General features: G+C 65.6%; 21 protein-coding genes and 1 riboswitch. Of the genes, 15 read left to right on the top strand and 6 right to left on the bottom strand.

The annotated features are described in order from the left end of the window. Positions 1–241: 241 nt before the first annotated feature. The 4 genes from ACN9M4_RS11610 (at position 242) to ACN9M4_RS11595 (ending at position 3,667) form a co-directional block, all read left to right on the top strand. On the top strand, positions 242–853 hold the full coding sequence (locus ACN9M4_RS11610; RefSeq protein WP_426298020.1) for an ATP-dependent Clp protease proteolytic subunit: 612 nt from the start codon (positions 242–244) through the stop codon (positions 851–853). 37 nt (positions 854–890) lie between these two features. Beyond that, positions 891–1,550: an ATP-dependent Clp protease proteolytic subunit gene (locus ACN9M4_RS11605; RefSeq protein ID WP_364157862.1), complete on the top strand. Its 660-nt coding sequence runs from the start codon at positions 891–893 to the stop codon at positions 1,548–1,550. Positions 1,551–1,730: 180 nt separating this feature from the next. Continuing rightward, the gene (gene clpX / locus ACN9M4_RS11600; RefSeq protein ID WP_426303459.1) at positions 1,731–3,017 is read left to right on the top strand and encodes an ATP-dependent Clp protease ATP-binding subunit ClpX; all 1,287 of its coding nucleotides are present in this window, start codon (positions 1,731–1,733) and stop codon (positions 3,015–3,017) included. A gap of 35 nt (positions 3,018–3,052) precedes the next feature. Beyond that, positions 3,053–3,667, top strand: a complete 615-nt coding sequence (locus tag ACN9M4_RS11595; RefSeq protein WP_426298018.1) for a DsbA family protein — start codon at positions 3,053–3,055, stop codon at positions 3,665–3,667. Positions 3,668–3,725: 58 nt separating this feature from the next. Here ACN9M4_RS11595 and ACN9M4_RS11590 read toward each other — a convergent pair whose 3' ends face one another. Both ACN9M4_RS11590 and ACN9M4_RS11585 read right to left on the bottom strand, forming a co-directional pair. Beyond that, a complete protein-coding gene (locus ACN9M4_RS11590; protein ID WP_426298016.1) occupies positions 3,726–4,583 on the bottom strand; it encodes a PhzF family phenazine biosynthesis protein in 858 nt (285 codons plus the stop codon). A 71-nt stretch (positions 4,584–4,654) separates the two neighbouring features. Beyond that, positions 4,655–5,443: an SDR family NAD(P)-dependent oxidoreductase gene (locus ACN9M4_RS11585; protein WP_426298014.1), complete on the bottom strand. Its 789-nt coding sequence runs from the start codon at positions 5,441–5,443 to the stop codon at positions 4,655–4,657. Between the two features lie 104 nt (positions 5,444–5,547). Here ACN9M4_RS11585 and ACN9M4_RS11580 point away from each other — a divergent pair, with 104 nt between their 5' ends. Beyond that, the gene (locus ACN9M4_RS11580; RefSeq protein ID WP_426298012.1) at positions 5,548–6,159 is read left to right on the top strand and encodes a TetR/AcrR family transcriptional regulator; all 612 of its coding nucleotides are present in this window, start codon (positions 5,548–5,550) and stop codon (positions 6,157–6,159) included. 60 nt (positions 6,160–6,219) lie between these two features. Here ACN9M4_RS11580 and ACN9M4_RS11575 read toward each other — a convergent pair whose 3' ends face one another. Together ACN9M4_RS11575 and valS are read right to left on the bottom strand one after the other, a co-directional pair. Continuing rightward, a complete protein-coding gene (locus tag ACN9M4_RS11575) occupies positions 6,220–7,110 on the bottom strand; it encodes a DNA-formamidopyrimidine glycosylase family protein (protein WP_426298010.1) in 891 nt (296 codons plus the stop codon). Positions 7,111–7,486: 376 nt separating this feature from the next. Further along, positions 7,487–10,105, bottom strand: coding sequence for a valine--tRNA ligase (valS, locus tag ACN9M4_RS11570; RefSeq protein WP_426298008.1), 2,619 nt, complete (start codon positions 10,103–10,105; stop codon positions 7,487–7,489). 52 nt (positions 10,106–10,157) lie between these two features. Here valS and ACN9M4_RS11565 point away from each other — a divergent pair, with 52 nt between their 5' ends. Both ACN9M4_RS11565 and ACN9M4_RS11560 read left to right on the top strand, forming a co-directional pair. Further along, complete coding sequence (locus ACN9M4_RS11565; protein ID WP_426298006.1) at positions 10,158–10,547, top strand: DUF488 domain-containing protein; 390 nt, start codon at positions 10,158–10,160, stop codon at positions 10,545–10,547. 29 nt (positions 10,548–10,576) lie between these two features. Next, positions 10,577–11,335, top strand: a complete 759-nt coding sequence (locus ACN9M4_RS11560) for an SDR family oxidoreductase (protein ID WP_426298004.1) — start codon at positions 10,577–10,579, stop codon at positions 11,333–11,335. A gap of 104 nt (positions 11,336–11,439) precedes the next feature. Here the strand turns inward: ACN9M4_RS11560 and ACN9M4_RS11555 are convergent, their stop codons facing one another. After that, a complete protein-coding gene (locus ACN9M4_RS11555) occupies positions 11,440–12,414 on the bottom strand; it encodes an endonuclease/exonuclease/phosphatase family protein (RefSeq protein ID WP_426298002.1) in 975 nt (324 codons plus the stop codon). 340 nt (positions 12,415–12,754) lie between these two features. Between ACN9M4_RS11555 and ileS the strand changes: the two genes are divergently transcribed. The 4 genes from ileS (at position 12,755) to ndk (ending at position 18,436) form a co-directional block, all read left to right on the top strand. Then, complete coding sequence (gene ileS, locus ACN9M4_RS11550) at positions 12,755–16,090, top strand: isoleucine--tRNA ligase (RefSeq protein ID WP_426298000.1); 3,336 nt, start codon at positions 12,755–12,757, stop codon at positions 16,088–16,090. After that, on the top strand, positions 16,087–17,448 hold the full coding sequence (locus ACN9M4_RS11545) for a bifunctional folylpolyglutamate synthase/dihydrofolate synthase (RefSeq protein ID WP_426297998.1): 1,362 nt from the start codon (positions 16,087–16,089) through the stop codon (positions 17,446–17,448). Before ileS ends, ACN9M4_RS11545 begins: the two co-directional genes overlap by 4 nt. A gap of 1 nt (position 17,449) precedes the next feature. After that, positions 17,450–17,896: a DUF4233 domain-containing protein gene (locus tag ACN9M4_RS11540; protein ID WP_426303458.1), complete on the top strand. Its 447-nt coding sequence runs from the start codon at positions 17,450–17,452 to the stop codon at positions 17,894–17,896. 120 nt (positions 17,897–18,016) lie between these two features. Beyond that, positions 18,017–18,436 carry a nucleoside-diphosphate kinase gene (gene ndk, locus ACN9M4_RS11535; RefSeq protein WP_426297996.1) on the top strand — a complete coding sequence of 140 codons (420 nt, stop codon included), beginning with the start codon at positions 18,017–18,019 and terminating at the stop codon, positions 18,434–18,436. Positions 18,437–18,563: 127 nt separating this feature from the next. On the opposite strand, the gene ACN9M4_RS11530 is transcribed toward ndk, so the two are convergent. Continuing rightward, entirely contained in the window at positions 18,564–19,232 is a 669-nt protein-coding gene (locus ACN9M4_RS11530) for a vitamin K epoxide reductase family protein (RefSeq protein WP_426297994.1), read from the bottom strand. 458 nt (positions 19,233–19,690) lie between these two features. On the opposite strand from ACN9M4_RS11530, the gene ACN9M4_RS11525 reads away from it, so the two are divergent. The 4 genes from ACN9M4_RS11525 (at position 19,691) to rpmA (ending at position 25,453) form a co-directional block, all read left to right on the top strand. Further along, positions 19,691–22,774, top strand: a complete 3,084-nt coding sequence (locus ACN9M4_RS11525; protein WP_426297992.1) for an Rne/Rng family ribonuclease — start codon at positions 19,691–19,693, stop codon at positions 22,772–22,774. Between the two features lie 107 nt (positions 22,775–22,881). Further along, a riboswitch (TPP riboswitch) is annotated at positions 22,882–22,979 on the top strand. After that, a complete protein-coding gene (gene thiD, locus ACN9M4_RS11520; RefSeq protein ID WP_426297990.1) occupies positions 22,973–24,487 on the top strand; it encodes a bifunctional hydroxymethylpyrimidine kinase/phosphomethylpyrimidine kinase in 1,515 nt (504 codons plus the stop codon). (Overlaps the previous riboswitch by 7 nt.) Positions 24,488–24,819: 332 nt before the next feature. Then, positions 24,820–25,128, top strand: coding sequence for a 50S ribosomal protein L21 (gene rplU / locus ACN9M4_RS11515; RefSeq protein ID WP_070347480.1), 309 nt, complete (start codon positions 24,820–24,822; stop codon positions 25,126–25,128). 61 nt (positions 25,129–25,189) lie between these two features. After that, complete coding sequence (rpmA, locus tag ACN9M4_RS11510) at positions 25,190–25,453, top strand: 50S ribosomal protein L27 (protein WP_070347479.1); 264 nt, start codon at positions 25,190–25,192, stop codon at positions 25,451–25,453. The last annotated feature ends 66 nt before the right edge of the window (positions 25,454–25,519 follow it).

Here is a 25,519-nt window from a genome sequence, read left to right as displayed (position 1 = left end):
ACCCTTCAGAGCACCCCCGGATCCAAGGATCCGGGGGTGCTCTTTTTAAGCCCGGTTTGCTGCGGAATGCCGCCCGCGCGGCAGTCGTGCGCCGTCAGCGAACAGTGCGATTCCGGAGAACAAAACGGCTTCGAAACCGGTTAGTGTCCAAGTAGTGAAGATCAGGGATGGCAACTTCAGCAACGGCCCTGTCACCAGCGAGAGGTAAGTACTTATGTCACAGCATGCAGAGGCGCCCCGGATGGCAACTGTCGATCCGGCAGCCCAGGACAACTACATCTACAACCGCCTGCTGAAAGAGCGCATCATCTGGCTCGGCTCCGAGGTCCGTGACGAGAACGCCAACGCGATCTGCTCCCAGCTTCTCCTGCTCTCCGCCGAGGACCCGGAAAAGGACATCTACCTCTACATCAACTCCCCGGGCGGTTCGGTGACGGCCGGCATGGCTATCTACGACACCATGCAGTTCATCCCGAACGACGTCGTCACCGTTGCCACAGGCCTGGCGGCCTCAATGGGCCAGTTCCTGCTTTCCTCGGGCACCAAGGGCAAGCGCTACGCCACCCCCAACGCCCGCATCCTGATGCACCAGCCCTCGGGCGGCATCGGCGGCACCGCCTCGGACATCAAGATCCAGGCGGAGCTCATCCTGCACATGAAGAAGGTCATGGCGGAGCTGACCGCGGAACAGACCGGCCAGACCGTGGAGACCATCCTCAAGGACAACGACCGTGACAAGTGGTTCACGGCCACCGAGGCACTCGACTACGGCTTCTTCGACAAGATTTCCGCGCACGCGGGATCTGTGGCTGGCGGGGGCGGAACCCAGAACGCCTCCAACTCCGAGAAGTAACCGGCAGCAAGACCCACTGAACACCAGGAGCAATGAAATGAACTACAACTTCGGATGGTCTGCCGGTAATCTCCCGTCCAGCCGCTACGTCCTCCCGCAGTTCGAGGAGCGGACCCCGTACGGTTTCAAGCGCCAGGACCCGTACACCAAGCTTTTCGAGGACCGTATCATCTTCCTCGGCGTGCAGGTGGACGATGCTTCGGCCGATGACATCATGGCCCAGCTGCTGGTCCTTGAGTCCACCGACCCGGACCGCGACATCACCTTGTACATCAACTCCCCGGGTGGCTCGTTCACGGCCATGACCGCGATCTACGACACCATGCAGTACATCCGCCCGGAGATCCAGACCGTCTGCCTAGGCCAGGCGGCCAGCGCTGCAGCAGTCCTGCTTGCGGCCGGCACGCCCGGCAAGCGCCTCGCCCTGCCGAACGCCCGTGTGCTGATCCACCAGCCGGCCTTGTCCGGCGGCCAGGGCGGCCAGGCTTCGGACCTTGAGATCCAGGCGGCCGAAGTGATGCGCATGCGGACCTGGCTGGAAGACACGCTGGCCCACCACTCGGGCCGGACGTCCGAGCAGGTCAACAACGACATCGAGCGCGACAAGATCCTCACCGCCGCCGAGGCCCAGAGCTACGGCCTGATCGACCAGGTACTCGACTCGCGGAAGATCAAGCCGCAGGCAATCGCCCGCTAGCCAGCAACACCAGGACGCCGGTGTGGTCCAAGGAAATATGGACCGCACCGGCGTCCTGTTTCAACCCAAGCAGCCCATTGTGTCCTACAGTGGAAGTTGTCATGGTGGCGCCCGCTGCGACTCCTCACGCAGGAGCTGGGCAGCGAGGGCACCGCCCGCAAGAAACGAAGGGATTCCCACATGGCCCGGATTGGCGAGAGCACGGATCTGCTGAAGTGTTCTTTCTGTGGAAAGAGCCAGAAGCAGGTCCGGAAGCTGATTGCCGGGCCCGGCGTCTACATTTGCGACGAGTGCATCGAACTCTGCAACGAGATCATCGAAGAGGAACTCGCCGAGGTGTCGGATCTGGGCAGCTTTGAGTTGCCCAAGCCCCGGGAGATCTTCGATTTCCTGCAGGAATACGTCATTGGCCAGGAACCCGCCAAGCGTTCGCTCGCCGTCGCGGTCTACAACCATTACAAGCGCATCCAGGCCGGGCATGCCCCGAAGGGCGGGCTCGGCGAGGGCGGCCACCACGACGACGTGGAGATCGCCAAGTCCAACATCCTGCTGATCGGCCCCACAGGTTGCGGCAAGACCTACTTGGCGCAGACTTTGGCCCGGCGGCTGAACGTGCCCTTCGCCGTCGCGGACGCCACCGCCCTGACCGAGGCCGGCTACGTCGGCGAGGATGTGGAGAATATCCTCCTGAAGCTCATCCAGGCCGCGGACTACGACGTCAAGAAGGCCGAACAGGGCATCATCTACATCGATGAGATCGACAAGATCTCACGCAAGAGCGAAAACCCCTCGATCACGCGGGACGTGTCCGGCGAGGGCGTCCAGCAGGCCCTGCTCAAGATCCTCGAAGGAACCGTGGCTTCCGTGCCGCCGCAGGGCGGGCGCAAGCACCCGCATCAGGAATTCATCCAGATCGACACCACCAATGTGCTCTTCATTGTGGCCGGCGCCTTCGCGGGCCTCGAAGACATCATCGGCTCCCGCTCGGGACGCAAGGGAATCGGCTTCGGAGCCCCGCTGAACGAGGTCAAGGACAACGTCGACAGCTACGGCGACGTTATGCCGGAAGACCTGCTCAAATTTGGCCTGATCCCCGAATTCATCGGCCGCTTGCCTGTGATCACTACGGTGTCCAATCTTGACCGGCCGGCACTGATCCAGATCCTTTCCAAGCCGAAGAACGCCCTGATCAAGCAGTACCAGAAGATGTTCCAGCTCGACGGCGTGGAACTGCTGTTCGACGACGAAGCCCTGGATGCGATCGCTGACCAGGCTTTGGAACGGGGCACCGGAGCCCGCGGCCTGCGCGCCATCATGGAGGAAGTCCTGCTTCCGGTCATGTTCGACCTTCCCAGCCGGGACGACATCGCCAGCGTCGTCATTACCGCCGACGCCGTCGCCAAGAAGGCGCCGCCCACCATGATCGCCCACGAAGTGGTGGCCAAGCGGCGGAACAAGTCCGCCTGAACTGTTCCCTGAATCACCATCCAAGGAGTACCCCTGTGCCCGAACAGTCCGTCAACAAGGTAGATTTCTGGTTCGATCCGATCTGCCCCTTTGCATGGGTAACATCCCGCTGGATCGGTGAAGTCGAGGCTGTGCGCGACATCGAAACCACCTGGAACGTCATGAGCCTCTCGGTTCTCAACGACGGCCGCGACCTTCCCGCGGACTACCGGGCCATGATGGATGACTCCTGGGGACCCGTCCGTGTCATCATCGCGGCGAAGGAACTGCACGGCAGCGAGTTCATCAAGCCCCTCTACGACGCCATGGGCGAGGAATTCCACCACGAGGGCAACAAGGACCGGGCATCAGTCATCGAAAAGGCGCTGGCCCAGACCGGGCTGCCCGCAGAGCTCGCCCGTTTCGCCACCAGCACTGAGTTCGACGAGCAACTGCGCAGAAGCCATGAGGCGGGGATTTCGCTGGTGGGCCAGGACGTCGGCACGCCGGTGGTATCCGTGAACGGTACAGCGTTCTTCGGCCCGGTGCTGACCCGGATCCCGCGCGGCGAGGAGGCCGGCCGCATCTGGGACGCTTCGGTGACCCTTGCCGGGTACCCGCATTTCTTCGAACTCAAGCGGAGCCGCACCGAGAGCCCGGAGTTCAATTAGCAGATCCCGCCGGAGGAAAGGCCTCCGAACTGTCCGGGCCTTTCCGCCGGCGGACAGCTCAAATGATTTCGACGGCTTCTCCGCGCACGACGATCCCGCCGAGCTGCGGAATATCAACCGTGAGTCTGCTCGGGCGGCCGACGTGACTCCCTTGGAGCAGTACCACCCGGCTGGGCGGTTCCACAAGCGAGAGCAGCCGGAGGTATCCGCCGAAAGCAGCGGCGGCCGAACCCGTCGCCGGATCTTCAGTGATAGCGCCCACCGGGAAGAGATTGCGCGAGTCAAACTCGCCCGGTCCGATCTCGCATAGCGTCGTTACGGTACCTGCCCAGTTTTGGGCGTCCATCAGCGCTCGCATGGGATCCGGGTCGAATACGAATGAGTCAAAGGTCCTGCGTTCGGCGAAGACCAGTATTGGATGCCAGTTTCCGGCAAAGGCGAGCAGCGGAGGATAGGCAGGGTGCAACTCGTCCCGACCCACGCCGAGCAACCCGAGCAGCGTGTCCAGGACACCTGGCGCAAACCCGGTGATGCGAGGCTCCACGCTCGTGAATGATGCCATCAGGGCAGCACCCTGGCCGACGGAATCGATCGCGACTGGCCCCACTGGGGTATCGAACGTAAAGGTTCCCGTACCGTGTACCCTCGACAGCGCGACAGCCAGGGCAATTGTGGCATGACCGCAAAACGGCACCTCGGCGATCGGGGAGAAGTACCGCACGCGGTTCCGACGTGAGTCTCCGTCAATCGCGGCCCTGGTGATAAACACCGTTTCCGCATATCCGATATCGGCCGCGATGACCTGCATCTGTGCGGCGTCGAGACGGGTTGCGTCCATTACCACGCCCGCCGGATTGCCTCCGCCAGGGGACGCGGCAAAGGCGGCATAACGAAGCACGTCGGGAGTCTGATTCATTGCTACATCCTCGGTGTGTTGTGAAAATACGGGTGTGACGAAGACAGGCGAAGCGAAAGGCGGCTGCAGCACTAGTCCTGTACGGCTCTGCCCGCGATGGCGAGGGAGACGTTTCGGGGGAGGCGCTGGGCGATGCCGGCAAGCATCCGGTTTCCCAGGCCTGAGACGACGCTTACCGGCGTCGTGCGGCGGTCCAGGGCACGCAGGGCGGTATCGATCACCGCGCTGGCGCTCTGCATCCGGCCGACGGCTGCAGCCTGGGTCCCGAGCACATCGAAAAACTCGGTGCGGGTAGCACCCGGACAGAGAGCGAGCACACGAAGCCCGGAGTCTTTTGTCTCGTGAGCGACGGCTTCGGTGAAGCTCAGGACAAATGCCTTGGTGGCGCCGTAAACTGCCATCCCAGGTACCGGCTGAAAAGCCGCAGTGCTGGCGACGTTGATGAGTGCCCCCCGACCGGCGGCGAGCATCTCGGGGAGGAATGCCCGCGTGGTCTCGACGAGAGAGGCCACGTTCAGGGAGATCTCGGAGGCGATGACCGCGGGGTCTTCCGTGACCAAAGGGCCGCTCGTGGCAAAGCCCGCGTTGTTGATCAGCGTGTCGATGCGGATGTCTTGCCGGGCCAGCTCGTTTCGGATCTCTGTTCCTGCTCCTGCACGGCTCAGGTCTTTCGCGAGCGTAGTCACGGAAACGCCATGTGCCTCCCGCAGCGTGCGGGCCAACTCCTCGAGCCTGTCGGTCCGTCGGGCAACCAGCACAAGGTTGGCCCCGCGCGCAGCGAACCTTGCGGCGAACTCGGAGCCGAGCCCGGAGCTCGCTCCAGTGATGAGTACAGTGGTTCCGGTGTAGATCATGGTCATGTCGAATCCGTTCCGTGTCGCGGCCACTTATGTAGCCATTGTCAACATAGTAGCCGCATGCGTGCTCATGTTGTCAATGACTACATAGTGGCTAAACTGATCTCATGACTAATTTGCCCTACCATCACGGCAGGCTCCGCGAGGCATTGCTCGCCCGCGCCACGGCAGTCATCGAAGAAGCAGGAGTCGAGGGACTTTCGCTGAGGCAACTCGCGCGTGATTTGGGCGTGAGTCACGCGGCACCAGGCAGGCATTTCCGTGACAAGCAGGCGCTTCTCGATGCCCTTGCCCTTGACGGCTTCCGCAGCATGAATGCCAGGATAGTGGGAGCGTCTGAAACGGCCGGAGACCATCGCTCACGCTTTGCCCGGATCGCCAAGGCCTACGTGGACTTCGCGGTCACCCACCCGGCCCTGTTGGCCGTGATGCACTCCACCAAGCATGCTCCTGATGCCAGCGATGAACTGCGCAGCATCGGCGAAGACGGCATCAGGGTCGCTCGGGCCATCATCGCTGAAGCCCAGGACGCCGGGGAATTGGCACCGGGGGACCGCGAGGAATTAGCGCTCGTTTGCTTCGCAAGCCTGCACGGGGCCGCTGTGCTGGCGGCGGGCAACCTCCTGGACGGAACGTCCACCGACGCTCTGACCGTTGCGACTACCGAACTGCTGTGGGCGGGAATGGTCGTAGGCATGTCCGCGTCCCGGAGGGCATAGGGAATCGGCGCATAAGCCATTCCTTGAGATCACCCCGGCGCCATGAAGCCGTCTGCACATCTATTTCAGGAACTTCGACGTCCGGCGGTCCGCGAGGATCTTCCCGTTCGTCTGGCAGCCTGGGCAATATTGCAGGGCCGTGTCCGCAAAGGAAACCTCCCGGACGCTGTCCCCGCACACAGGGCACGTTTGTCCGGTGCGGCCGTGCACCCGCATCGAGTTGCGCTTGCTGTCCTTGAGCTCGCCCGGGGCTTTGCCGACGGCGGACTCCACGGCTTCGCCAAGCACCTCCCCGATCGCGGCGAACAATCGGTCCTTGCTGCCGTCGTCGAGGGTTTTGGCTATCGCGAACGGGGAGATCTTCGCCGCGTGGAGGATCTCGTCGCTGTAGGCGTTCCCGATGCCGGCCACCACGCTCTGACTGCGCAGCAGTCCCTTGATCTGTTGAGAAGCCGAAAGAACGCCGTCGAAGACTTCCCTGGTGAATTCCGGGGTGAGGGGATCGGGACCCAGGGAAGCGATGCCGGGGACTTCCTGCGGGTCCCGGACAACGTAGACGGCAAGGCTCTTCTTGTGCCCTGCCTCGGTGAGATCGAAAGCCGTCTTCGATGCTGCGCCGTCGGCGGCCGCCGACGGCGCAGCAGTGAACGCAAGGCGTGCCGCGATAGGTCCGGAACCGGGTCGGAGCGGAGCCGGCGAAGGATTCTCCGTGAAGCGCAGCCAGCCGGCCTTGGCCAGATGGAAGAGGAAGTGCACGCCGTCCAAGTCAAGATCGAGGAACTTCCCGAAGCGCCGTACCCCGACGACGGTCCGTCCTTCCAGGACAGAGTACGGCGGGTCGGCAGTCTTCAGCACCGCGAAGGACGTGATCTGTACCTTCGTCAGGACGGCTCCGCGCAGCTTCGCGTCGAGGAAGGCGCGCAACCCGGCGACCTCTGGAAGTTCCGGCATGGCTTTACTGTGCCACACCCTGCGGCGAACCCGGACCCCACGGTGACAATGCTCCCGGGGCCCAAAACGGGGCAGCGGAATTACAGGCTAGTAGTTCCCGCCGAGGCCTTGCGCTGCCCTTGGGGCGGGTCAAGAATAGTACTTACCCACTTCGAAAGAAGCGGGACGCGGAAACCAAAGATTCAGTGATATGCATCTGACGCAGCCTTCGGCAAAGTCAGAAGCGAGCTAGCTGTGACGAGCTAGGAAGACCTGAAATTCCGAGGATTCCGCCAGACTGTCAAGTCGTCACCAGACAGCCGAAAAGTCGAAGCCCCACCAACGGCAAAACGCTGATGGGGCTTCCCCTTTGCCCGGAAACAAGTCCCGGATCTGTTTAGCTCTGTGCTTCCTCGGCGGGTGCCAGGACCACGTCGCTGACCGCGAGTTCGCCGTCAGCGGCTACGAGCGAGATCTCCCGCGCGTTCGCCGCAGCCTTCAAGTCGCCCAGCCCGGCCTTAAGCTGTGCCACGAAGGACTCGTTGGCCGAGATCGCGGCGGAGAGCACTTCGGTGCGCTGCTTGACCTTCGCCTCGGACTTGGCCTTGCGGATGCCGCTGAGGGCCAGGCCCACGGTGCCGAGCATCGTGGTGTCGCCGTCAGCGATTTCCAGCGTGGCAGGCCACGCGGCACGGTGAACGGAACCTGCACGCCACCAGCTCCAGACCTCTTCGGTGGCGAAGGGCAGGAACGGGGCGAACAGGCGGAGCAGGGAGTCCAGCGTCGTGGCCAGGGCCGCGAGCACCGAGGCCTGCTCGGCTTCGCCGGCGGCACCGTAGGCGCGGTCCTTGATCAGCTCGACGTAGTCGTCGGTGAACTGCCAGAAGAACGTCTCAGCGATCTGCAGGGCCCGGGCGTGGTCGTAGCTCTCGAAGGCCTTGGTGGCCTGCGTGACGACGTCGGCCAACTGGGCGAGCAGCGCACGGTCCAGCGGGTTGCTGAGCACGGACAGGTCGCCGGAGAGCACGGAGTTCTCGGTGGCGCCCAGGTTCAGCACGAACTTCGAGGCGTTGAGCAGCTTAATGGCCAGGCGGCGGCCGATCTTCATCTGCGCGATCTCATAGGCGGTGTCCGCACCGAGCTTCGCCGACGCAGCCCAGTAGCGCACGGCGTCGGAGCCGAACTCGTTGAGCACATCGGTGGGAACCACCACGTTGCCCTTGGACTTGGACATCTTCTTGCGGTCCGGGTCCAGGATCCAGCCCGAAATCGCGGCATGCTTCCAAGGGGCGATGTCCTGCAGGGCATCGGCGCGCACGGCCGAGGAGAACAGCCAGGTGCGGATGATGTCGTGGCCCTGGGGACGCAGGTCGAAGGGGAAGACCTTGCCGAAGAGTTCCTCGTCCCGGCTCCAGCCGCCCACGATCTGCGGCGTCAGCGAGGACGTGGCCCAGGTGTCCAGGACGTCGGCGTCGCCGGTGAAGCCGCCCGGCTGTTCGCGCTGCGACTCGTCGTAGCCCGGAGCGGCATCCGCGGCCGGGTCGACGGGGAGCATCTCGTCCGAGGGCAGGACCGGGTTTTCGTAGTCCGGGTTGCCCTCGCCGTCCAGCGGGTACCAGACCGGGATTGGCACACCGAAGAAGCGCTGGCGGGAGACCAGCCAGTCACCGTTCAGGCCGGAGATCCAGTTCTCGTAGCGCGAACGCATGAAGGACGGGTGGAAGTCGATGTCGCGGCCGCGTCCGATCAGCCGTTCCCGGCGGTCCTCGTCGCGTCCGCCGTTGCGGATGTACCACTGGCGGGAGGTGACAACTTCCAGGGGCTTGTCGCCCTTCTCGAAGAAGTTCACCGGGTGCATGATCTTCTTCGGCTCGCCGTCCAGCAGGCCGGCCTCGCCGAGCAGCTCCACCACGGCTTCCTTGGCGCTGAACACCGTCTTTCCGGCGATCGCGGCGTAGGCTTCGCGGCCGGCGTCGGTGGTGATCCAGTCCGGGGTGTCGGCCACGATGCGGCCGTCGCGGCCCACGATGGCGCGGGTGGGCAGCTGCAGCTCGCGCCACCAGGTGACGTCGGTGAGGTCACCGAAGGTGCAGACCATGGCGATGCCGGAACCCTTGTCCGCCTTGGCGAGCGGGTGGGCCTTGACCTCAAGCTCGACGCCGAACAGGGGGGACGTGACGGTCTTGCCGAACAGCGGCTGGTAGCGCTCGTCGTCGGGGTTCGCGACCAGCGCGGCACAGGCCGCCAGCAGTTCCGGGCGGGTGGTTTCGATGAAGATCTTCTCGCCCTCGGCGGTGAAGAACGGGTAGCGGTAGTAGGCCCCGGGCATCTCCCGGTCCTCCAGTTCGGCCTGCGCGACGGCGGTGCGGAACGTCACATCCCAGAGCGTCGGCGCCTCGGCCATGTACGCGTCGCCGGAGGCCAGGTTCGCCAGGAAGGCGCGCTGGGAGACGGCACGAGAGGTGTCGTCGATGGTGCGGTAGGTCAGGTTCCAGTCCACGGAGAGGCCGAGGGTCTGGAACAGGTTCTCGAAGACCTTCTCGTCCTCGACCGCGAGCTCTTCGCAGAGTTCGATGAAGTTCCGGCGGGAGATCACATCGAAGTCGCGCTGGTTCTTCGCCGGGGTTGCCGGAGGGCGGTAGTCGGCGTTGTAGGGGATGGCCGGATCGCAGCGGACGCCGTAGTAGTTCTGGACGCGGCGCTCGGTGGGGAGGCCGTTGTCGTCCCAGCCCATGGGGTAGAAGACGTTCTTGCCGCGCATGCGCTGGTAGCGGGCGACGACGTCCGTGTGGGTGAAGGAGAACATGTGGCCCACGTGAAGGGAACCCGACGCGGTGGGCGGGGGAGTGTCGATCGAATAGACCGCTTCACGGGTGGTGTCCGGGTTGAACTTGTAGGTGCCGTCCTGGAGCCAGCGCTGCGTGAGGGCCGTTTCCAGGCCTTCCAATGCCGGCTTGTCCGGGACGTTGATGGGGGTGGGAGCGGGCGTGTCTGTACCCTGCGTTGATTCAGCCATGGGGTCAATTGTTTCATGGTCTTTCGGTGTGTTTCGGCAGTAGCATCCGCCTATGGCAGATCAGCACATGCAATTGGTGACCAAACGCATCTACGAGGAGCCATCCGACGACGACGGCTGCCGGGTTTTGGTGGACCGCCTCTGGCCGCGCGGGGTGAGCAAGGAACGGGCGGGTTTGGACCTCTGGCTCAAGGAGATCGCCCCCTCGCCGCCCCTGCGCACGGAGTTCGCCCACATGCAGGAACGCTTCGCTGATTTCCGGAAGGCATACCTGGCCGAACTGGAACAGAACCCGGCGGTGGACACCCTCCTTGAACTGGCCCGGAAGCATTCCAGGGTGACCCTGCTGTACGCCGCCCGGGATCCGGAGGTCAACCATGCCCGGGTGCTGCTGGAGTTCATGGCGCCGCTGTTGGAACGCCACCGTCACGGAAGGAAATGACAGGGAGGATGCCCCGATACAGTGGTGCCATGACTGAGGGAACAGTGAAGAAGACCGCCGTAGTGACCGGGGCGAGCACGGGCATCGGGGAAGCAACCGTGCGTGCGCTGACCGCCGACGGCTGGAAGGTCTACGCCGTGGCGCGCCGTGCGGACCGGCTCTCCGCACTGGCCGATGAAACCGGTGCAGTCGCCGTCCCGGCAGACATCAGCAAGGACGAAGACATCGAGATCCTGCTGCGGCTGGTGGAGCGGCACGGCGGGGTGGACACCCTGATCAACATCGCCGGCGGGGCTCGGGGCGCCGACACCCTTGCCAACGCGCAAACCGACGACTGGGAATGGATGTACCAGGTCAACGTGCTGGGCACCATGAAGATGATCCGGGCCTTCCTGCCCATGCTCCGCAGCAACGGCGAGGGCACCGTCCTGAACCTGACCTCGACCGCGGCCCTGGCGGCCTACGAAGGCGGCGGCGGCTACAACGCAGCCAAGTACGCCCAGCACGCGCTCACCGGTGCCCTCCGCTTGGAGGAAGCCGAAAACAATGTCCGGGTGATAGAGGTGGCCCCCGGCCTGGTGTACACCGAGGAATTCGCCCTGAACCGCCTCGGCAGTGCCGAAGCTGCGGCGAAGGTGTACGCGGGCGTGGAGAAGCCCCTGCTCGCCGAAGACGTGGCCGAGGTGGTCCGCTACGCGGTGTCCGTCCCGCACCACATCAACCTTGACCACATCACCGTGCGGCCCGTGGCGCAGGCGGCCAACCACAAGCTCATCCGAAAGGGCTAGCGCGTCGCCGCTGCCCCAGGCTCGCTGCGCTCGCCCGGGGCCCCGCGCGGCTAGCGCGTCGCCGCTGCCCCAGGCTCGCTGCGCTCGCCCGGGGCCCCGCGCGGCTAGCTGCCGGAAATGCGGTGAACGGAGTAGCCCGTCGCGCTGATCTCCGGAGTGGTGACGATATGGTCCAGGGTGACGCCGGGCAGCGTCATCCCTTCCATAGGCCAGGTGGGAATCAGCCGGCTGTTGTTTGCGATCCCGGCATCGACCAGCTTGCGCCCGTCCGTGCCGCCGGCAAGGGGCCTGTCCAGGAGCTGCCGGAACTCGAGGTGGTCGTACCCGGCGTTGAAGTCGCCCATCATTACGCGGTGGCCGGCCCTGGAGCCAACGTGCCCGACGGCCCCGAGGTCGTGCCGCCACTGGGCGATCCGGGAGTCCACGGGCGGCAGGGTGTGCACATTCGTCAGATCGAAGGTGGCCGAAAGGCCGGCGGCCTTGGCTGCGACCCGGATGGTCGGCATCTGGAACGGCGTATCCGGAAGCAGGCCCACGGCCTCAAGCGGATAGGCGGAGTACACGGCGCTGCCGGCCGCGTCGTCCGTCGGGCTACTGATCCTGTGCGGCAAAAGCCCTTCCAGGCCGGCCCGTTCCAGCGCAGCTTCGAGGGAGGCTGAGTGCTCCTGGACCGCCAAGAGCTTCACGCCGTTCTCCCGGACCAGGCGGACCACCTCCGCCGCGTCAGCCTGCCCGTATTCGGAGTTGACGCTCATCACCGGCAGTTCCACTTCATCCGCCGCGCGCGGCAAGGACCGGCCGAAATCCAAAGGGAAGAGCCAGAAGAGCTGGATCAAGAGCAGGAGGGCCGTGACAACGGCGAGCCACCGCCGTCGGCTGAACAGGGCCAGCCCGGCCGCGAGGGCTGCCGGCAGCACCACCCACGGCGTGAACGCCAGCAACTGGACCACCGGCGCCGGCCATTCCACCGGCAGGGCCCGGAAAAGCGACAGCACCGCCACCGGAAGAGCCGCCAGAAGGGCCAAGGCAAATGCGGTGCGGCGACGTGCGCGAGGCTTCCCGCTTGCGGTAAGGGTCATGAGCCCGAGTCTAGGCAGCCGCCGCATGCGACACCTCATACCAAGGGTGGACCCGCCGTGTGGAGGCAGGCGTCCTGCTGCCGCTAGACTTGAGCCACAAGCACTGACCCGGCCATCACCGGTGAGCTTCCGGAAGAACACTCCCGCCCGCGGGGGCCAGTAGAACCGGACGGGTAAGCCCGTCACAGCAGCAATGAGCGGCCGACGCCGGTCCCTCCGCAGGAGGGCAGGTGCCGGTAAGTGAGGTGGTACCGCGGTACCGGTGCAGCGCAAGCGGCACGGGCGCCGTCCTCGCATCCTGACAGACAAACAGTCCCACCAGCTCAGACCAGGATTCGAGATGACCTTTTATCCCAAGGCCACAACGGCCGCTTCCGGCGACGGCACTGCCGCGTCCTCTGGCACGAACAGCGTTTCCGCTTCCGTGAAGTTCCCGGAAATCGAAGAGCGCATCCTCAAGTACTGGGATGAGGACGGGACCTTCCAGGCCAGCATCGACCAGCGCGACGCCGGAACTGACGGCAGCAACGAGTTCGTCTTCTACGACGGCCCGCCCTTCGCCAACGGCCTGCCGCACTACGGCCACCTGCTCACCGGCTACGCCAAGGACCTGGTGGGTCGCTACCAGACCCAGCGCGGCAAGCGCGTGGAGCGCCGCTTCGGCTGGGACACCCACGGCCTGCCCGCCGAACTGGAAGCCATGAAGCAGCTGGGCATGACGGACAAGACCCAGATCGAAGCCATGGGCATCGACAAGTTCAACGCTGCCTGCCGCGCCTCCGTCATGAAGTACGCCAACGAATGGAAGGCCTACGTCACCCGCCAGGCCCGCTGGGTGGACTTCGAGAACGACTACAAGACGCTCAACGTCGAGTACATGGAGTCGGTGCTTTGGGCCTTCAAGCAGCTGCACGAAAAGGGCCTCACGTACAACGGCTACCGCGTGCTTCCATACTGCTGGAAGGACGAGACGCCGCTGTCCAACCACGAGCTGCGCATGGACGACGACGTCTACAAGAACCGTCAGGACCAGACCGTCACGGTCACCTTCCCGGTCAAAGCGGGGGAGTCGGAGCTCTCCAAGGCCCTCGCAGGGGTCCAGGCGCTCGCCTGGACCACCACGCCCTGGACGCTGCCCACGAACCTGGCGCTCGCCGTCGGGCCGGAGATCTCCTACGCCGTGGTGCCCGCCGGACCGAACGGCGTGAAGGCCGCCTCCGAGGAGGCCCCGGTCACCGGACGCTTCCTGCTGGCCGCCGATCTGCTCGGTTCCTACGCCAAGGACCTCGGGTACGGTGATGGTGCCGCTGGCGCGGCTGCCGCCACCGCCGCGGTTGAAGCTACGTACACGGGCGCCGAGCTTGCCGGGTTGGAGTACGAGCCGCTGTGGAACGACTTCGCCGACGCCGAGAAGTTCGGCACGCAGAACGCCTGGCGGTTCCTGGTGGCCGACTACGTCACCACCAGCGACGGCACCGGCATCGTCCACCAGGCCCCGGCCTACGGTGAAGACGACCAGAAGGTCTGTGAAGACGCCGGCATCCCGGTGGTCCTCTCCGTGGACGAGGGCGCCAAGTTCCTGCCCCTGTTCTCCCACGGCGAGCTGCACGACATCGTGGGGCTGCAGGTCTTCGAGGCCAACAAGCCCATCACCCAGGTGCTTCGCGCACAGGGACGTCTCGTCCGCCAGGCCAGCTACGAGCACAGCTACCCGCACTGCTGGCGCTGCCGCAACCCGTTGATCTACCGCGCTGTCTCCTCCTGGTACGTGGAGGTCACCAAGTTCAAGGACCGGATGTCCGAGCTGAACCAGGAGATCAACTGGATCCCCGGCAACGTCAAGGACGGCCAGTTCGGCAAGTGGCTGGAAAACGCCCGTGACTGGTCGATCAGCCGCAACCGCTACTGGGGTTCCCCGATCCCCGTCTGGCAGTCGGACGATCCCGAGTACCCGCGCACCGACGTCTACGGTTCGCTTGCCGAGCTGGAGGCCGACTTCGGCCGACTGCCGGTGAACAACGACGGCCAGGTGGACCTGCACCGTCCGTTCATCGATGACCTGACGCGCCCGAACCCGGACGACCCCACGGGCAAGTCCACCATGCGCCGCGTCGAAGACGTGCTCGACGTCTGGTTCGACTCCGGCTCCATGCCCTACGGCCAGGTGCACTACCCGTTCGAGAACGGCGACTGGTTCGACACCCACAACCCGGCCGACTTCATCGTGGAGTACATCGGGCAGACACGCGGCTGGTTCTACATGCTGCACATCCTGTCCACCGCGCTGTTTGACCGGCCGGCCTTCCGCAACGTGATCAGCCACGGCATCGTGCTCGGCTCCGACGGCCAGAAGATGTCCAAGTCCCTGCGCAACTACCCGGACGTCTCCGAGGTCCTGGACCGTGACGGTTCCGACGCCATGCGCTGGTTCCTGATGTCCAGCCCCATCCTGCGCGGCGGCAACCTGATCGTCACCGAACAGGGCATCCGCGACGGCGTCCGCCAGGTGATCCTGCCGCTGTGGAACGTGTACAGCTTCTTCACGCTGTACACGAATGCCGCGAACGGCGGCGCCGGCTACGACGCCAAGCTGCGCTACGACGGCTACTCCGACGAGCTGGACCAGTACCTGCTGGCCAACACGGGCGAGCTGGTACGTTCGGTGACCGCAAACCTGGACAGCTACGACATTTCCGGTGCCTGCGACGAACTGCGCAGCTACCTGGACATGCTCACCAACTGGTACGTCCGCCGCAGCCGCCAGCGCTTCTTCGATGAGAACACCGACGCCTTCGACGCCCTCTACACGGCCCTCGAAGCCGTGTGCCGCGTGGCCGCCTCGCTGCTGCCCCTGGTCACCGAGGAAATCTGGCGCGGCCTCACCGGCGGCCGCTCCGTGCACCTGGCAGACTGGCCGGACGCCGCGCTGTTCCCGGCCAAGCCGGAGCTCGTGGCCGCGATGGACCGTGTGCAGCAGATCTGCTCCACCGGTTCGTCACTGCGCAAGGCCTCCAAGCTGCGTGTCCGCCTGCCGCTGCAGGAACTGACCGTCGTGGCACCCGGCGCGGATGCGCTGGAAGGCTTTGCCGCCGTCGTCGCCGATGAACTGAACCTGCGTTCGGTCCGGCTGCTCGACGCCGCGGCGGCCTCGCCGGAGGAGTTCGGCATCGAGCAGAAGCTCGTGGTCAACGCCCGGGCCGCCGGCCCGCGCCTGGGCAAGAACGTCCAGCAGGCCATCAAGGGCTCCAAGTCCGGCGACTGGTCCGTCAGCGACGCCGGAGTGGTCACCGCCGGTGGGCTCGAGCTTGAGCCGCAGGAATACACCCTGGAAACCGTGGTGGCGGAATCGGCCGACGGCGGTACCGCCGCCAGCAAGGCCGTGGCGATGCTGCCCGGTGGCGGCTTCGTGGTGCTCAACACCGAGGTCACCCCCGAGCTGGAGGCCGAAGGCCTGGCCCGCGACATGGTCCGCGCCATCCAGCAGGCCCGCAAGGACGCCGGACTGAACGTCAGCGACCGGATCCGCACCACTGTGGAGGCAGGCCAGGACGTGCTGGACGCCTTGGCGGCCAACGCGGACCTGGTAAAGGGCGAAACACTGTCCCTGGAACTGGAAACCGTGCTCGCCGCCGGTTCCACGGAACCGGCCGTAACTGTAGCGAAGGTGGAAGCATGAGCGACGAATTCTCGGTGGAAAGCGTCTACGCTGAACTCCTGGGCCGTGCCCCTGAGAACAAGATGGAACCGCGGCTGGCGCCGCTGTTCCGTGCCATGGACGTACTGGGGGAGCCCAACAAGGCGTTCCCGATCATCCACATCACCGGGACCAACGGCAAGACCTCCACGGCGCGCATGATCGAGCGCGGGCTCATCGCCCACGGGCTGAGCACCGGCCGCTACACCAGCCCGCATCTGTCCAAGGTGACCGAGCGCATCAGCATCAACGGCGAACCGGTGGACGACGCCACTTTCGTGCGCATCTGGGACGAAATCCGGCCATACCTGGAGATCGTGGACAAAGAACTCGTGGCGGAGGGCCAGCCCCGGCTGACCTACTTCGAATGCCTCACGATCCTGGGCTTCGCGGTCTTCGCCGACCAGCCCGTGGACGTGGCTGTCTTCGAAGTAGGCCTTGGCGGCATCACCGACGCCACCAATGTGGGCGACGGCCAGGTTTCCGTGGTCACCCCGATTTCGCTGGACCACACCGACCTACTGGGCGACACGACGGCGGACATCGCCCGTGAGAAGTCCGGCATCATCAAGCCCGGCGGCTTCCTTGTCAGTGCCGTCCAGCCCGTGGATGCCGCCCAGGTGCTCCTCGACAAGGCCCGTGAGCTGGAGGTGCCGTTCCGCTTCGAAGGAGTGGAGTTCGGCGTCGAATCCCGCAGTGTCGCCGTCGGTGGCCAGGTGCTGACCATCCAGGGCCTCGCCGGCCGCTACGAGGACATCCTGCTGCCGCTGCACGGCGAGCACCAGGCCGAGAACGCCGCCGTCGCGGTCGCGGCCCTGGAGGCGTTCTTCGGCGGGGGAGAGAAGGAGCTCGACGGCGAGGTGTTGCGTGAGGCGTTCGGCAACGTCACGTCCCCGGGCCGCCTGGAAGTGGTGCGCACGGCGCCCACCATCATCGTCGACGCCGGTCACAACCCGGACGGCATCCGCGTCTCCGCCGAAGCCATCCACGAGGCCTTCAACTTCAGCAAGCTCGTCGTCGTGATCGGCGTGCTGCGGGAAAAGGACGCCGGGGAAATCCTGCGCCAGCTCAAGGAATCCCTGGGCGACCTCGCCGAGGAATTCTGCTTCACGCAATCGAACTCGCCGCGCGCCATCCCGGCCGCGGAACTGGCAGAGCTCGCTGTGGACCTTGGCTTCGGCGAAGAGAACGTACACATCGCAGAGAGCCTTGACGACGCCATTGAATGGGCGGTCGAACGCTCCGAAGCCAATGACGACCTGGCCGGAGGTGTCCTCATCACCGGTTCCATCACGGTAGTGGCCGAAGCCCGGATCCTCCTCGGAAAGGCCGGTGCCTGAGATGGCGAAACTCACCAAGGCCCAGCGCGAATGGCGCCCGGGCATGCCGAAGAAGCGGCGCTCCACGAAGGTGATGTTCGCCTCCACGGTGCTGCTGCTTGAAGCCTTCGTGGCGTTCTTCGCCACCCTGGCGGTCTTCGGGCTCAAGCGTGGCGAAGTGCCGCCGGCCCTGATCCTGGGCTTCGGCATCGCCCTGAGCGTGGTGCTGGTCCTTGCCTGCGCCGTGCTCAGCAAGCCCTGGGGCATCGGGCTCGGCTGGGCCCTGCAGATCGTGCTTATCCTCACCGGTTTCGCCGAGCCGATGATGTTCATCGTCGGCGTGCTCTTCGCGGCCTGCTGGTGGTACGGCATCCGTGCGGGGATCCGGATCGACCGGGAGAACATCCAGCGGGACCGGGAACAGGCGGCGTGGGAGGCCGAGCACGGCAAGGACGGCGAACAGCCGTAAGCGTCGTCCCGAGGGACCCGACGCGAGCTTGCGAGTGTTGGGAAGGGACTTACGCGCTAGGGCTGCCTCCGAAGACCGTAAACTGGCAAGGAAACCCACCACCACCGCATTGGAGCAATTGTGAGCATCGAGCGCACCCTCGTCCTGATCAAGCCCGACGGCGTCGCCCGCAACCTCAGCGGCAGCATCCTGGCCCGCGTCGAAGCCAAGGGCTACACCCTGGCCGAGCTGAAGAAGGTCAACGCCAGCCGCGAACTGCTGGAGCAGCACTACGAAGAGCACGTCGGCAAGCCCTTCTACGAGCCCCTGGTCGAGTTCATGCTCTCGGGCCCGGTGGTCGCCGCGATCTTCGAAGGCCACCGCGTGATCGAAGGCTTCCGTTCGCTGGCCGGCACCACGGACCCGACGACGGCGGCCCCCGGCACCATCCGTGGTGACTTCGGCCGCGACTGGGGTCTGGCCGTTCAGCAGAACCTTGTCCACGGCTCCGACTCCATCGAATCCGCCGAACGCGAGATTAAGATCTGGTTCCAGGACTAGCAGCCGCCGGCGCTGCCCTATAACAGCGCGAGCGTACAGTTGAGGCCCCCGTTTCAGGCGAAACGGGGGCCTCAACTGTACGCTCGCGGGGATGCTCCGGCCCGGGGCCGGGTTCAGTACGCCGGGCTCAGTAGCCCGAGGTGCCGATGAAGACGTTGATGAACGCGAAGAAGATGCTCGCGACCACGGCCACGTACAGCAGCGCCACGATGATCCAGCCGTAGTCGCCCAGCACCTTCACCAGTCTTGCCGGTGCCGGGATGACCCCGTGCACCACGTTGCGGACGGTCACGAAAACGAACAACGGGATCATGCAGGCCCAGACCACCATGCAGAACGGGCACAGGATGTGGATGACGTAGAGCGCCTGCGACCACAGCCAGACGATGAAGACGAAGCCCAGGGTAACGCCGGCCTGCAGGCCGATCCAGTACCAGCGCGCCAGTTTGGCGCCCGCGAACAGGGCCATCGCCGTCGTGATGATCACAGCGAACGCCACGATCCCGATGAACATGTTGGGGAAGCCGAACACCGAACTCTGGGGGGTCTTCATCACGTCGCCGCAGGAAATCCATGGATTGATGTCGCAGACCGTCGCGTGGTTGGGGTCGGCCAAGACCTGGAGTTTTTCCAGAACCAGGGCGCCGGATGCAAGCCAGGCGATGGCGCCCGTCAGCAGCAGGAGCCAAGCGAACGGAATGTCCCGGGCCATCCGCGGCAGCTGCACCTGCGCCCGGGACGGTCCGCCCGTGGAGGCGCTTGCGGGGGCCAGGTTGTCGCTGGCGGGGCTTGGCATGGGTGTTGTCCCTTTCTGGTTGCCGCGGCTGCCGGTGCTGATCGGCTCCGTGCCGCTCTCTGGGAGGATTGTAGCGCCGCTGCCTTGGCGCAACGTCCAGACAGAAGCACGCAGTTCCGTCCATCGCGGCGGGGGTGTGAGAGAATGAACGTGGTCGGAGCCCGTTCCACATGCGGAATCCGGTCCGGCATCTTGCTCCCAAGACCGCCAGCCCTGAGCAGGGCATGCCCGGAACACGGATTCCCGGCACGCCCGCCATGGTATGGGACGGCACCTGGTTGTGGTACTAGAACAACGGGTTCGCAGCAACGCCGGCTTTCCGCGTTTGCCGCACCCCCACGCTGGTGCGAACCGGAAAGACAACAGACGACTTCTGTCAACGCCTGCGGGTTTTGACAATATGTGCCCCACTGGGCGCCGGATGTGGCGGTCGCACAAGGGCAGGAGTGTTGCCACTTATGGATAATGATCAAGCAGTACCCGCCGCGGAGGATGCGGCAACGGTAGTCGAAGAGGCGCCGAAGAAGGCCACCAGGACCCGCCGCAAGGCAGCTCCGAAAACCGAAACAACGAGCGAAGCCGACGACGCCGGCGCCCCTGCCGAAACCGCAGGCAGTGAACCGGTGGCCGCGCCGGAAACGCCGGCCGAGGCACCGAAGGCCCCCGTGCGCCGTACCAGGGCCCGGAAGAAGGTCGATACCGAACCCCTTCCGGCCTTTGCCGAAGCAGCTCCGGAAGCCGTAACCGAAGCGGAAGGCGGCGCAGCCGCGGCGGACATCCCAGCGGAAGCGGAAGCAACCCCCGAAAAGCCGGTCCGCCGTCGCCGCACGAGCAAGGCCAAGGCCGCCGTCGAGGAAACGGCCGAAGCGCCGGCAGCGCCCGCGGACGTCGAAGCTCCTGAGCCCGCAGCGGAAGAAACCGCTCCGGAAGCGGTCACAGAGGAAGCTCCGGAAGCCCAGGAAGCTCCGGAAGAAGCCGTCAGCCCGGTCGCATCGCTTTTCCTGGAGCCGGCATCCGTCACCTCGGTGATTTTCCAGGCACCGGACCTGAGCACAATCGCCCGCCCGGCGCCCGTGGCCGAGGAGGAAAACGGTGACGACGACGGCGACGAAGACAGCGAACTCGACGAAGGCGGCAACCGCCGCCGTCGCCGCAGCCGTGGCCGGCGTGGCCGCCGCAGCGTCGAACGTGAGGACGGAAGCGAAGAGGACGCCGCCGGGGACGAGGGCGAGGCCGAGGCAGGCGAGGCCCTCGAAGAAGGCGTCACATCGCGCCGCCGTCGCCGCCGTCGCCGCGGCGACCAGGACCTCGAGCTGAGCGGCGGCGGGGAAGACGACCCGCCCAACACCGTGACCCGGGTCCGTGCCCCGCGCACCCACGCCGAAAGCGCCGGACCTGACCGCGTCACCAGCGTCAAGGGCTCCACCCGACTGGAGGCCAAGAAGCAGCGCCGCCGCGAATCCCGCGAAACCGGACGCCGGCGCCAGGTCATCACCGAGGCCGAGTTCCTGGCCCGCCGCGAGTCCGTGGACCGCCAGATGATCGTGCGCCAGCGCGACGACAGGATCCAGATCGGCGTCCTGGAGGACGGCGTGCTGGCCGAGCACTTCGTGTCCAAGACGCAGCAGGATTCCCTGATCGGCAACGTCTACCTGGGCAAGGTCCAGAACGTGCTGCCGTCCATGGAAGCGGCGTTCGTCGACATCGGACGTGGCCGCAACGCCGTGCTGTACGCCGGCGAAGTCAACTGGGACGCCGTCACGCTTGAAGGCAAGCCGCGCCGCATCGAGAACGCCCTCAAGTCCGGGGACTCGGTGCTGGTGCAGGTCACCAAGGACCCGGTGGGCCACAAGGGTGCCCGCCTGACCAGCCAGATTTCCCTTCCGGGCCGGTACCTCGTGTACGTGCCCGGCGGTTCCATGACCGGCATCTCCCGCAAGCTGCCCGACGTCGAACGCAACCGGCTCAAGCGGATCCTCAAGGACCGCCTCCCGGAGAACGCCGGCGTGATCGTCCGCACCGCGGCCGAAGGTGCTTCCGAGGAAGAGCTGACGCACGACATCAACCGCCTGCGGGCCCAGTGGGAAGGCATCGAGAGCCAGTCCACGTCCACCAAGATCCTGGCCCCGGAGCTGCTCTACGGCGAACCGGACTTGACCATCAAGGTTGTCCGCGACGTCTTCAACGAAGACTTCTCCAAGCTGATCGTCTCCGGCGAAGAGGCCTGGGACACCATCGAGGCCTATGTCACCTATGTGGCGCCGGACCTGGTGGGCCGCTTGGAAAAGTGGACTTCGGACCAGGACATCTTCGCCGCCTGGCGCGTGGACGAGCAGATCCACAAGGCCCTAGAGCGCAAGGTCTTCCTGCCCTCCGGCGGTTCCCTGGTGATCGACCGGACCGAAGCCATGACCGTGGTGGACGTCAACACGGGCAAGTTCACCGGCAGCGGCGGCAACCTCGAAGAGACCGTCACGAAGAACAACCTGGAAGCGGCCGAAGAGGTGGTACGCCAGCTGCGCCTGCGCGACATCGGCGGCATCATCGTGATCGACTTCATCGACATGGTGCTCGAATCCAACCGTGACCTCGTGCTGCGCCGCCTGGTGGAATGCCTGGGCCGTGACCGTACCAAGCACCAGGTGGCGGAAGTGACGTCCCTGGGCTTGGTCCAGATGACCCGCAAACGGATGGGCACAGGCCTGCTCGAGGTCTTCGGCGAACAATGTGAAGCCTGTGCCGGCCGCGGCGTGGTCACCCACGACGAACCGGTCGAGCACCGCCGCGCCAACGTGGTGGCTGCTGAACACCACCGGCCGCACACGGAGGCCCAGCAGCCTGCCCGCACCGAGCGCAAGCGCCGCCGCGGCAAGGGCGGGGGACAGGCCGCCGTCGAGGCGCCGGCCGTACCGCCCGCACCGGAGGCTGCAGACGCACAGCGCCAGGCCAAGGCCGATGCGACCCGCGCCGCCTTGGCCAACATCGCCGCCGCCGCGCACGCCGCGCACCTGCACGACGAGGAACTCCAGCACGCGGCCGAAGCCTTGGTTTCGGCCGCCGCCCCGGAAGCCCCCGACGCCGCAGCATCGGCAGGACCTGCCGACGCCGGAACTCCTGCGGCTTCCGGTGCACCGGTTCAGCCGGTCCTGCGGTTCGGCGGCGAAGAAGTAGCGCTGCCTCTTGCGCTCCATCACGAGGAGCCCGTGCGGAACGAGCCTCCGATGAGCCTTGACCTGCTGGCCCAGGCTTTCGCAGGCCTCGGCCGGGATGCTGCCGGCGAAACTGCGGACGCCGTTTCCGCGGCGACACCGGCTGGCGGCGACGCCGAAGACCGTGCCCGCGGGCGCCGGAGCCGCCGCAGCAGGAGCGCGAGCCGGGCCCAGGGCGCAGCCAACGCCACGACGGTGGAACAGCACGCGACCACCGCGGCCAGCGGCGGCACCGCCCACGAGGCCAAGGCCCCTGCGAAGCTGCCGGAAAAGACGGCTGCGGCCGATGAACCGATCATCCTCGGCGTGGGCGTTCCCAAGTCCGAACTCTAGGAATCATTGAAGGCCCCGGTGCCCTCCGCTTGACTGCGGAGGCGCCGGGGCCTTTTCCGTTCCGGCGGCCTGCTGCCTGCGAGGGCGTGGAAGCCGTCTAGAATTGGAGGCCTGACACGGGGTGCCGCGCACCGATGCCGGCTGAGACCAGACCCGTTGAACCTGCCCGGTTAGTACCGGCGAAGGGATGTCCGCTTCATGGCACTCGCACCACTCACTCCCGTCTACCCTGTTGACGCCGCTGCAGCGCGGCCGCCCCGTGTGCTGAGCATCGCAGGTTCCGATCCGTCCGGCGGCGCCGGAATCCAGGCGGACCTCAAAAGCATCGCGGCCAACGGCGGATACGGCATGGCCGCCATCACCGCCCTGACGGCACAGAACACCAAGGGCGTGCGCTCCGTCCATGTCCCGCCGGTCGAATTCCTGCGCGAACAATTGGACGCGATCAGCGACGACATCGAGGTCGACGCCGTTAAGATCGGCATGCTGGGTGGCGCAGAGGTGATCGAGGAAGTCCGGCGTTGGCTCGGCAAGGCACGGCCCGCCGTCGTCGTCCTCGACCCGGTGATGATCGCGACCAGCTGCGACCGGCTGTTGGAAACCTCGGCGGAGGAGGCCCTCCGCCGCCTGCTCCCGCTGGCGGACCTGATCACGCCGAACCTGCCCGAACTGGCCATGCTGCTGGGCGAACCCGAAGCCCGGGACTGGGCCTCGGCGCTTGACCAGGGCAAGCGCCTCGCCGCCTCCACCGGGAGCACCGTGCTGGTCAAGGGAGGACACCTGGCCGGCGAAGACTGCCCCGACGCCCTGGTGAACACCACCGGCCTGCTCAGCCAGGATGTGGTGGAGGTTTCCGGGCCGCGTGTCGACACAAGCAACAGCCACGGCACCGGGTGTTCGCTCTCTTCCGCGATGGCCACCGCCAAGGCGCGCCTGGGCAGCTGGGAGGAGGCCCTGCGCGAGGTGAAGCCCTGGCTGCAGGAAGCACTCGCCTGCTCGGGGGTGCTCGATGTAGGCAAGGGCAACGGTCCCGTCCACCATTTCCATGGACAGGTACAGCTGCGGCCGGGCGGCTTCGCTGCGCAACTCTGGGATGCCGCTGAACTGGAACTCGCCGAGATCCATGCCTTGGAGTTCATCGGCGGCCTGCAGTCCGGAGCGCTGTCGAAGGCACACTTCGGCTACTACCTGGCCCAGGACGCCCTCTACCTGAACGGCTACTCGAGGGTCCTGGCCCGGGCCGGGGCGCTGGCGCCGAGCGAAGACGAGCAGCTGTTTTGGGCGAAGGGCTCCCAGCAGTGCCTGGAAGTCGAGTCGGAGCTGCACCGGAACTGGCTCGGCGGCCGGATGGCCACGGAGGCTGGCCCCGTCACGAAGGCCTATGTGGACCACCTGCTCGCGGCATCCGCGTCCGGAAGCTACGGGGTCCTGGTCGCGGCCATCCTGCCGTGTTACTGGCTTTACGCTGAAGTCGGCCAGCGCCTGCACCATGAATTCGTTGCCGCCGGGGAGCCTTCCGGCCACCCCTACGCCGACTGGCTGCGGACCTACGCGGATGAAGCCTTCGCCGAGTCCACCCGGAAGGCGATCGACGTCGTCGACGGTGCTGCCCGCGCGGCGTCCGCCGCCGAACGCGCCGCAATGCACGAGGCCTTTGTCCAGTCCTGCCGTTACGAGACGGCGTTCTTCGACGCCCCAAGACTGCACGCCTGAGCGTGTCGGAGGGCGCCTGCACGGCACGGGCGTCCGGAAACGGTAAGCTTGACGGGCACGGTACCGGATGCCGCCTTGGCTGCTGTGGCAGCCATCACGCGGCACGCTCCGGACCCGGCCTCATTTGCAGCCGAAGGCGAAACTAGCGTAATCTAGATCTTCGGTGCTTACGCCAACACTTGGGTTATGCCCCCTGGATCTGTTCAGGGATGACTCACGGGCTTCTTTCTGGAGTTCACGGCGTTGAGGCACAGCGTGAATCAGGACCACAATGGCTCCGGGGTTCCGCACGCAAATTTTTGTAAGAAACGTCGAGAGAAGTGAGTGCCCAAGTGGTGTACGCGATTGTCCGCGCAGGCGGCCGCCAAGAAAAGGTTTCCGTTGGAGACTACGTAACCCTCAACCGCGTCCCCGGTGAAGTCGGAAGCACCCTCGAGCTGCCCGCACTGCTCCTGGTAGACGGCGACAAGGTCACCTCCGCTGCTGCGGACCTGGCCAAGGTCAAGGTTACGGCTGAGATCCTCGAAGACCTCCGTGGTCCGAAGATCGTCATCCAGAAGTTCAAGAACAAGACCGGCTACAAGAAGCGCCAGGGTCACCGTCAGGAACTGACCAAGATCAAGATCACCGGCATCAAGTAACCACTGGTTGCTTTCCGGGTTTCACCAGATTTCCCAAGAACCTTAAAGGCAGGCATTTCAAATGGCACATAAAAAGGGCGCGAGCTCCACTCGCAACGGTCGTGACTCCAACGCACAGCGCCTCGGCGTGAAGCGCTTCGGCGGTCAGGTTGTTTCCGCCGGCGAGATCATCGTCCGCCAGCGCGGCACCCACTTCCACCCGGGCGCCGGTGTCGGCCGCGGTGGCGACGACACCCTGTTCGCTCTGCAGGCCGGCGCTGTCGAATTCGGCACCCGTCGCGGCCGCCGTGTCGTGAACATCGTTGCTGCTGCAGCTGCAGAGTAACAACACATTCTGAACGGGTGGAGCGGGCCAGGCGGCCCGCTCCACTTGTTTTTTAACAGCATTAGA

It is taken from the genome of Arthrobacter sp. R-11 (assembly GCF_049913155.1).
Classification (GTDB): Bacteria; Actinomycetota; Actinomycetes; order Actinomycetales; family Micrococcaceae; genus Arthrobacter.
The sequence above is the reverse complement of the archived record's forward strand: the minus strand, read 5'-3'. Positions and strand labels throughout refer to the sequence as shown.

What these genes read in the sequence shown, in the direction of transcription:
- ACN9M4_RS11610 (WP_426298020.1), top strand. Translation starts at nt 242, where the DNA reads ATGGCAACTGTCGATCCGGCAGCCCAGGACAACTACATCTACAACCGC.
- ACN9M4_RS11605 (WP_364157862.1), top strand. Translation starts at nt 891, where the DNA reads ATGAACTACAACTTCGGATGGTCTGCCGGTAATCTCCCGTCCAGCCGC.
- clpX (WP_426303459.1), top strand. Translation starts at nt 1,731, where the DNA reads ATGGCCCGGATTGGCGAGAGCACGGATCTGCTGAAGTGTTCTTTCTGT.
- ACN9M4_RS11590 (WP_426298016.1), bottom strand. Translation starts at nt 4,583, where the DNA reads ATGAATCAGACTCCCGACGTGCTTCGTTATGCCGCCTTTGCCGCGTCC.
- ACN9M4_RS11585 (WP_426298014.1), bottom strand. Translation starts at nt 5,443, where the DNA reads ATGACCATGATCTACACCGGAACCACTGTACTCATCACTGGAGCGAGC.
- ACN9M4_RS11580 (WP_426298012.1), top strand. Translation starts at nt 5,548, where the DNA reads ATGACTAATTTGCCCTACCATCACGGCAGGCTCCGCGAGGCATTGCTC.
- ACN9M4_RS11575 (WP_426298010.1), bottom strand. Translation starts at nt 7,110, where the DNA reads ATGCCGGAACTTCCAGAGGTCGCCGGGTTGCGCGCCTTCCTCGACGCG.
- valS (WP_426298008.1), bottom strand. Translation starts at nt 10,105, where the DNA reads ATGGCTGAATCAACGCAGGGTACAGACACGCCCGCTCCCACCCCCATC.
- ACN9M4_RS11565 (WP_426298006.1), top strand. Translation starts at nt 10,158, where the DNA reads ATGGCAGATCAGCACATGCAATTGGTGACCAAACGCATCTACGAGGAG.
- ACN9M4_RS11560 (WP_426298004.1), top strand. Translation starts at nt 10,577, where the DNA reads ATGACTGAGGGAACAGTGAAGAAGACCGCCGTAGTGACCGGGGCGAGC.
- ACN9M4_RS11555 (WP_426298002.1), bottom strand. Translation starts at nt 12,414, where the DNA reads ATGACCCTTACCGCAAGCGGGAAGCCTCGCGCACGTCGCCGCACCGCA.
- ileS (WP_426298000.1), top strand. Translation starts at nt 12,755, where the DNA reads ATGACCTTTTATCCCAAGGCCACAACGGCCGCTTCCGGCGACGGCACT.
- ACN9M4_RS11545 (WP_426297998.1), top strand. Translation starts at nt 16,087, where the DNA reads ATGAGCGACGAATTCTCGGTGGAAAGCGTCTACGCTGAACTCCTGGGC.
- ACN9M4_RS11540 (WP_426303458.1), top strand. Translation starts at nt 17,450, where the DNA reads ATGGCGAAACTCACCAAGGCCCAGCGCGAATGGCGCCCGGGCATGCCG.
- ACN9M4_RS11530 (WP_426297994.1), bottom strand. Translation starts at nt 19,232, where the DNA reads ATGCCAAGCCCCGCCAGCGACAACCTGGCCCCCGCAAGCGCCTCCACG.
- ACN9M4_RS11525 (WP_426297992.1), top strand. Translation starts at nt 19,691, where the DNA reads ATGGATAATGATCAAGCAGTACCCGCCGCGGAGGATGCGGCAACGGTA.
- thiD (WP_426297990.1), top strand. Translation starts at nt 22,973, where the DNA reads ATGGCACTCGCACCACTCACTCCCGTCTACCCTGTTGACGCCGCTGCA.
- rpmA (WP_070347479.1), top strand. Translation starts at nt 25,190, where the DNA reads ATGGCACATAAAAAGGGCGCGAGCTCCACTCGCAACGGTCGTGACTCC.